5 protein-coding genes and 1 pseudogene are annotated in these 6,022 nt (G+C 68.8%); 2 read left to right on the plus strand and 4 right to left on the minus strand.

The genetic code is table 11. The features are described from left to right. Together V7Q39_RS18670 and V7Q39_RS18675 are read left to right on the plus strand one after the other, a co-directional pair. A pseudogene (locus V7Q39_RS18670) lies at positions 1-1,282 on the plus strand (hypothetical protein); the annotation flags it as partial. A gap of 4 nt (positions 1,283-1,286) precedes the next feature. Continuing rightward, positions 1,287-1,964, plus strand: a complete 678-nt coding sequence (locus V7Q39_RS18675) for a fumarylacetoacetate hydrolase family protein (RefSeq protein WP_333818119.1) — start codon at positions 1,287-1,289, stop codon at positions 1,962-1,964. Between the two features lie 167 nt (positions 1,965-2,131). On the opposite strand, the gene ccoS is transcribed toward V7Q39_RS18675, so the two are convergent. From ccoS to ccoG, 4 genes are all read right to left on the minus strand, one after another. Next, a complete protein-coding gene (ccoS, locus tag V7Q39_RS18680) occupies positions 2,132-2,290 on the minus strand; it encodes a cbb3-type cytochrome oxidase assembly protein CcoS (RefSeq protein WP_333818120.1) in 159 nt (52 codons plus the stop codon). Beyond that, positions 2,290-4,494 (minus strand): heavy metal translocating P-type ATPase, encoded by a 2,205-nt coding sequence (locus tag V7Q39_RS18685; protein WP_333818122.1) that lies wholly within the window; start codon positions 4,492-4,494, stop codon positions 2,290-2,292. The genes ccoS and V7Q39_RS18685 overlap by 1 nt, the downstream gene beginning before the upstream one ends. Before the next feature lie 3 nt (positions 4,495-4,497). Continuing rightward, on the minus strand, positions 4,498-4,950 hold the full coding sequence (locus tag V7Q39_RS18690) for a FixH family protein (RefSeq protein WP_333818123.1): 453 nt from the start codon (positions 4,948-4,950) through the stop codon (positions 4,498-4,500). Then, positions 4,943-6,022, minus strand: a 1,080-nt coding sequence (gene ccoG, locus V7Q39_RS18695; RefSeq protein WP_333818124.1) for a cytochrome c oxidase accessory protein CcoG, incomplete at its 5' end; no start/stop codon positions are given. The genes V7Q39_RS18690 and ccoG, both read right to left, overlap by 8 nt.

Below are 6,022 nucleotides of genomic sequence, written 5' to 3' on the forward strand. Positions count from 1 at the left end.
CTCGGCGCATCGCGGCAACAAGCACATCATCGCGACGGTCTTCGGCGGCACCTCGTCGGCCAACCGCAACGCCAAGATGGCCGAGCTGATGGACATCGGCTTCGGCAAGGCGAAGAACAACGTCGCTGAGAAGCCGCCGAAAGCCGCGCCGCTGGACGAGGCGCTGATGGCCTCGGTCGAAACCGGGATCGACGAGATCGACGCCCAGGGCGGCGCGGGCAAGATCGTGCGGGTCTCGGGTGAGGTGAAGACCTCGCCGCGTCCCAAGGCCCGGCCCGGGATCCCGGCCGTGCCGGACGAAATCGCGATTGCCATGGCCGAGGGGATCGACGGCGCCCTGGCCGAGGCGACGGCAGAGCCTGCCCCGGCAGGGACGCTGGACTTCCAGGCCGAGGCGATGGCGGTGGCAGCACCGGCACCCGCCGCAGACACCGAACTGGCCCTTGCGGCCGCCGATCTGCCTGAGGCGGTGGTCGAGCCCGTGGCTGAAGCGCTCGCGCCCAAGCCCGAGGAAACCGTCGCCCTCGCCGCAGCCGATACCGGCGTCGTCACGGATGCGCCCGGCTCGTTCGAGGCGCAGGCGGCGGCGCTGAGTTCCGGCGCCCCTCCGGCCGAGACGCAGCTCGCAGCCCTGCCCCCCGCGGAAGAGGCTGCTGCGGTGGCCGAGATCGACCCGACACTCGCGGCCATGAAGCCGAAAGCGCGCCCCGAAGGGATGACGGTCCAGCTGGCGACCCTTGATCCGGCAGCCGAGCCGGCGGCCCCCGCGGTGGAGGAGGTCGTAGTCGCGGAAGCCGCGCCGGAACCCGAGTTGGTCGTCACCGACCCCGGCACCCAGATCGCGGCTGCCGATCCCGAGACCCTGCTCACGGACGTGACCGGGGTGGAAACCGTGGCCGCCCCGGCGACCGCCGCGCCTGCTCCGGTGGAGCTGGCGGCGGTGGTCCCGGCCACCCGGCGCAGCGCGCCGATCTTCGACGCGGTGGAAACCGCCGAGCCTGCGGCGAACGCGGACGAGGAAGTAGTCGTCGTGATGTCCACCTCGGGCGGACGGCATTACGGGGTGAATGTCGGCGAATATTCCTCGCGCTACGAGGCCGAGAAGGCGCTGCTGAAGACCGCGCTGGCGGAAAGCGCCACACTGAACGAGGGCCTGCGCAAGACCGCACAATCGGGCGGCAAGTGGCGGGCGAGCTTCATGGGGCTGACCGCAGAGCAGGCAGAACTGGCCTGCCGCCGGCTGTCGGCCCGCGCCGTGCCTTGCGAAACCGTGGGAGGTTGAGACGATGGTTGCCCTGGTCTTCCCGGCTTTGCCGACCGTGACCCTGGCCGTCACCGGCCGCCCCGAACGCTTCCCGGTCCGCCGCATCTTCTGCGTGGGCCGGAACTATGCCGAGCATACGAAGGAGATGGGCGGCGACCCGGAACGGGAGGCGCCGTTCTTCTTCACGAAGCCCGCCGATGCGGTCGTCGAATCCGGCTCTCGCATTCCCTACCCGCCCGCGACCCAGAACCTCCATCACGAGGGGGAGCTGGTGGTGGCCATCGGCAAGGGGGGCGCGATGGTCTCCGAGGAAGGGGCCGAGGCGATGATCTGGGGGCATGCGGCGGGGAACGATCTGACCCGGCGCGACTTGCAGGCCGAGGCGAAGGAACGGCGGCGGCCCTGGGACATGGCGAAGGGGTTCGACAAATCTGCCGTCGTCGGGGCGATCCGGCCGGGACCGCTGCCGGGGGCGCGGCTGCGCTGTTCGGTGAACGGGGCGGTGCGGCAGGAAGCCTCGACTTCCGAGATGATCTGGACCCCGGCCTCGATCATCGCGGCCCTGTCGCAGATGGTCAGCCTGTCGCCGGGGGATCTGATCTTTACCGGCACCCCGGCGGGGGTGGGGCCGCTCAATCGGGGCGATACCTGCAAGGTCGAGATCGAGGGATTGCAGTCGGCGAGCGTGACGATCGCCTGATCTGCCCGCGCGCGGGCAGGTTTCGGCCACCAAGGAATTCAATGGCTTGGCTTGCGCCGTTCGTATGGCGTTAACCCCGTCCCGGGCTTGACCCGGGACCTCGCTTTCACGTCAGGATACCGTTCGTTTCGCAGGCCGAGGCCTCGGATCAAGTCCGGGGCGGGGTCTCACGGCTTCGGGCGGTCGTCCCAGTCCCTGGTGAGGATGCGGTTCGCGTCGCCCTCGGGGTCGTCGAACTGCTTCGTCCGCATCGCCCAGAAGAAGGCGGCAAGGCCGATGCCGCCCAGAAGCAGCGAGACCGGGATCAGGATCGCCAGAATCTCCATTACTTCAGCCGCATCGCATTCAGCGAGACCGTGATCGAGGACAGCGACATGGCGAGTGCTGCGGCAAGCGGCGTGGCATGGCCGATCAGCGCCAGCGGCACGGCGATGACATTGTAGCCGCCGGAGATCAGGAAGTTCTCGATCATCCGTCGCGTTGCCTGGCGGCTGATCCGGACAGCATCGGAAATCGGCGCGATGTCCTGACCCAGAAGCACGATGTCCGAGGCCACGCGCGCGGCGTCCAGCGCCGAGGCGGGGGAAATCGAGACATGCGCAGCGGCAAGGGCGGCGGTATCGTTCAGCCCGTCGCCGACCATAAGCACCTTGCGGCCCTCGGCGGCCAGCGCAGCAACGCGGGCGGCTTTCTCGGCGGGAAGGACTCCGGCCTGCCAGCGCGGGATGCCCAGACGGTCGGCAAGGTCGCGGACCGGAGCCTCGGCGTCGCCCGACAGAAGTTCGACCTGCAGTCCAGCGGCTTTCAGCGCCTTGACGGCAGCTTCCGCACCGGGGCGCAGGCGGTCGGTGAAGGAGAAGGCGCGGGTCTCGCCGCCCAGCGCGAGATAGGTCGCCGTCGCAGCCACAGGCTCGGCCCCGCACCAGTCGGCGCGGCCCAAGCGGACGCGCGCGCCGCGATAGGCGCCTTCGATGCCCTGGCCGGGGATTTCGCGGATGCCGGTCACATCGGCAGGCGCAAGGCCCAGCGCACGCGCGCCATCGGCCAGAGCGCGGGCGAGCGGGTGGGACGAGCCTGCCGCCAGGGCCGCGGCGACCGCCACGGCGTCGCGGGGCTGGTCGGCCAGCGCCACAGGTTCGGGCGCGCCGAGGGTCAGGGTGCCGGTCTTGTCGAAGACGACGGTATCGACCTCGGCCAGACGCTCCAGCGCGGTGCCGTGCTTGATGAGGAGGCCCTTGCGGAAAAGCCGCCCGGAGGCCGAGGTGATCACCGCAGGAACGGCAAGGCCAAGGGCGCAGGGGCAGGTGATGATCAGCACGGCGGCAGAGATGTTGATCGCATAGCGCACGTCGCCGCCGGTCGCCCACATCCAGTAGCCGAAGGCGCTGAACGACAGGATATGCACCAAGGGCGAGTAGAGCCGCGAGGCGCGATCGGCTAGGCTGGTGTAGCGGGTCTTCGCGCCTTCGGCGACGGCGACGAGATCGGCCATGCGGTGCAGGCTCGACTCCTTGCCCGCAGCGGTCACTTGCACGGTCAGGGGGCCGGTGAGGTTGACCTCGCCCGCGCTGACCACCGTCCCCTCGCCCGCCGGGACGGGCAGGCTTTCGCCGGTCAGGAGGCTGCGGTCGAGTTCCGAGGCACCATGGATCACCACGCCGTCCACCGGCATCCGCGCACCGGGACGGACAAGGACCAGATCGCCGGGCTGCACCTCGGCGATGGGCATTTCCAGCTCGGCGCCGTCGACCAAAAGGACCGCGCGGGGCACTTCCAGCGCCGCCAGTTCCTCGGCCGCCGAGCGGGCCACGGCGCGGGTGCGGTGGTCGAGGTAGCGACCGAGAAGCAGGAAGAAGGCCAGCATCACGGCGGCGTCGAAATAGGCGTGATGGCCGGACATCGCGGTCTCATAGACCGAGATCGAGGAGGCGAGGATCAGGGCGAGCGAGATCGGCACATCCATGCCAAGGCGGCCCTGACGAAGGCTGGCCCAGGCGGATTTGAAGAAGGGCTGGCCGGCGAAGATCACCGTCGGCAGCGCGATGGCCCCGGAAATCCAGTGGAAGAGGTCGCGCGTCGCATCCTCGGCCCCCGACCAGACCGCGACCGACAGAAGCATGACGTTCATCATACTGAAGAAGGCGACGCCAAGGCGCATCAGCAGTTCGCGCCCCTGACGGTCGGTTTCCGTGACGGAGAGAAGGCCGGGGTCGAGCTCATGCGCCTCCTGGCCGTGGCTGGCGAGAAGCTCGATCAGCTGGGCGGCGGTCACGGAAGGCTCGGCCTCGACGCTGACGCGCTTGAGGGTCAGGTTGACGCGGGCCGAGATCACGCCGGGAACGGCCTGAACGGCGGCCTCGACGGTAGAGATCGACTGCGCGCCGCCGGCGTTGGGAAGCGACAGGACGATCCGCCCCGCCCGGTCGGCACGCAGCGCGGCGATCCGTTCGGCGGCGGGGACGACGACGCAGGCCGGGCAGGCCGAGACCGGGGCGCGACCGCTGTCCGCGAAGTCTTCGGCCAGCGCCATGGCCTAGCCCCGCACGTAAAGCTCGGAGCGCTGTTCGAAGAGCGTTCCGTCGGCGGATCTGGCGGTGACCTTGACCATCCACTTGCCTTTGTGCAGCGGAACCTCGGCGGCATAGAGATCGCCGTCGCGGGTGAAGGCGGGGAAAGTGTCGTCGCTGGCCTCGGTGGTGCGGCCGACGAGAACCTGCAGATCCTCGACCGCGACGGGAAGGCCGTCGCGCCCGTGGAAGGCCAGCGTCATCCGGCCGCTGTCGTAGCCGGGGGTCATGGTCCAGCCCAGAGCCTCTTGCGCGGCCTTGCGGCTGTTGAAGCCCTGGCTTGCCACATAGGAATTGTCGACCTCCAGCCCCGGGAAGGTGCTGACCGCCTTGACGGCGAGAAGGACGTTGACCCCGATGATCACCGCGAAGGCGCTGGCGGTGATCGCGAAGACATGCTTGCCGGTCAGTTCAGCCATTGCCGTCATCCTTGCCGTTGAAGATCGTATCATGATGCACGCGGTTGGTGGTGCCAAGCTCCTCGACCCAGATCCGCACATCGCTGCGGTCGTCCACTGCCGCCCGCGTGCCGGGCGCGGCAGTAAGGTAGATGCGCTGCGACTTGGTTTCGTTCGCGGGAACGGTGACGGTCAGGCCGTCCCGTCCCTCCAGCGAGAGGGTCACGAAGGCGTCCGAGGTGACGGCGATGCTGAACTGCGCCTCGGTTCCGTGCATGTTGCGGAGCCGGATGTCGTAGGCGTTGCGGATCGAGCCGTCGGAGAGGGTGACGTAGGTCGGGTTCCTGACCGGGGTCACGTTCAGGTCGATCGGCGAACGCATGAAGAGCGCGACGATCAGGCCGATGCCGATCCCGGCCCAGAGCACGGTGTAAAGCACGGTGCGGGGGCGGAAGACGTGGCTCCACACGCTTTTCGGCGGCTGGCCCCCGCGTTCGCGGGTTTCGTCGGTGAGGGCGAGGTAGCCGATCAGTTCGCGCGGCTTGCCGATCTTGTCCATCACGTCGTTGCAGGCGTCGATGCAGAGACCGCAGGTGATGCAGGCCATCTGCTGGCCGTTCCTGATGTCGATCCCCATCGGGCAGACGTTGACGCAGGCCATGCAGTCGATGCAGTCGCCCGTGGTGGTGCCAAGCTTGCCGCGCGGCTCGCCCCGCCAGTCGCGATAGGCGATGGTCAGCGTGTCCTCGTCCATCATCGCGGCCTGGATGCGGGGCCAGGGGCAGGCGTAGATGCAGATCTGCTCGCGCGCGAAGCCGCCGAAGAAGAAGGTGGTCAGCGTCAGGACCAGCATGGTGATATAGGCGACCGGGTGGGCCTGGCCGGTGACGAGGTTGTGCAGGAGCGTGGGAGCGTCGGTGAAGTAGAAGACCCAGGCGCCGCCGGTGGCGAGGCCGATCAGGAACCAGACCGTCCATTTGATCGCGCGCTTGCGGACCTTCTCGGCGTTCCATTTCTGGTTGTAGAGCCGGACGCGCGCGTTGCGGTCGCCCTCGATCCAGCGTTCGACCAGGATGAAAAGGTCGGTCCAGAC

It is taken from the genome of Tabrizicola sp. (assembly GCF_036781545.1).
Taxonomy (GTDB): domain Bacteria; phylum Pseudomonadota; class Alphaproteobacteria; order Rhodobacterales; family Rhodobacteraceae; genus Tabrizicola.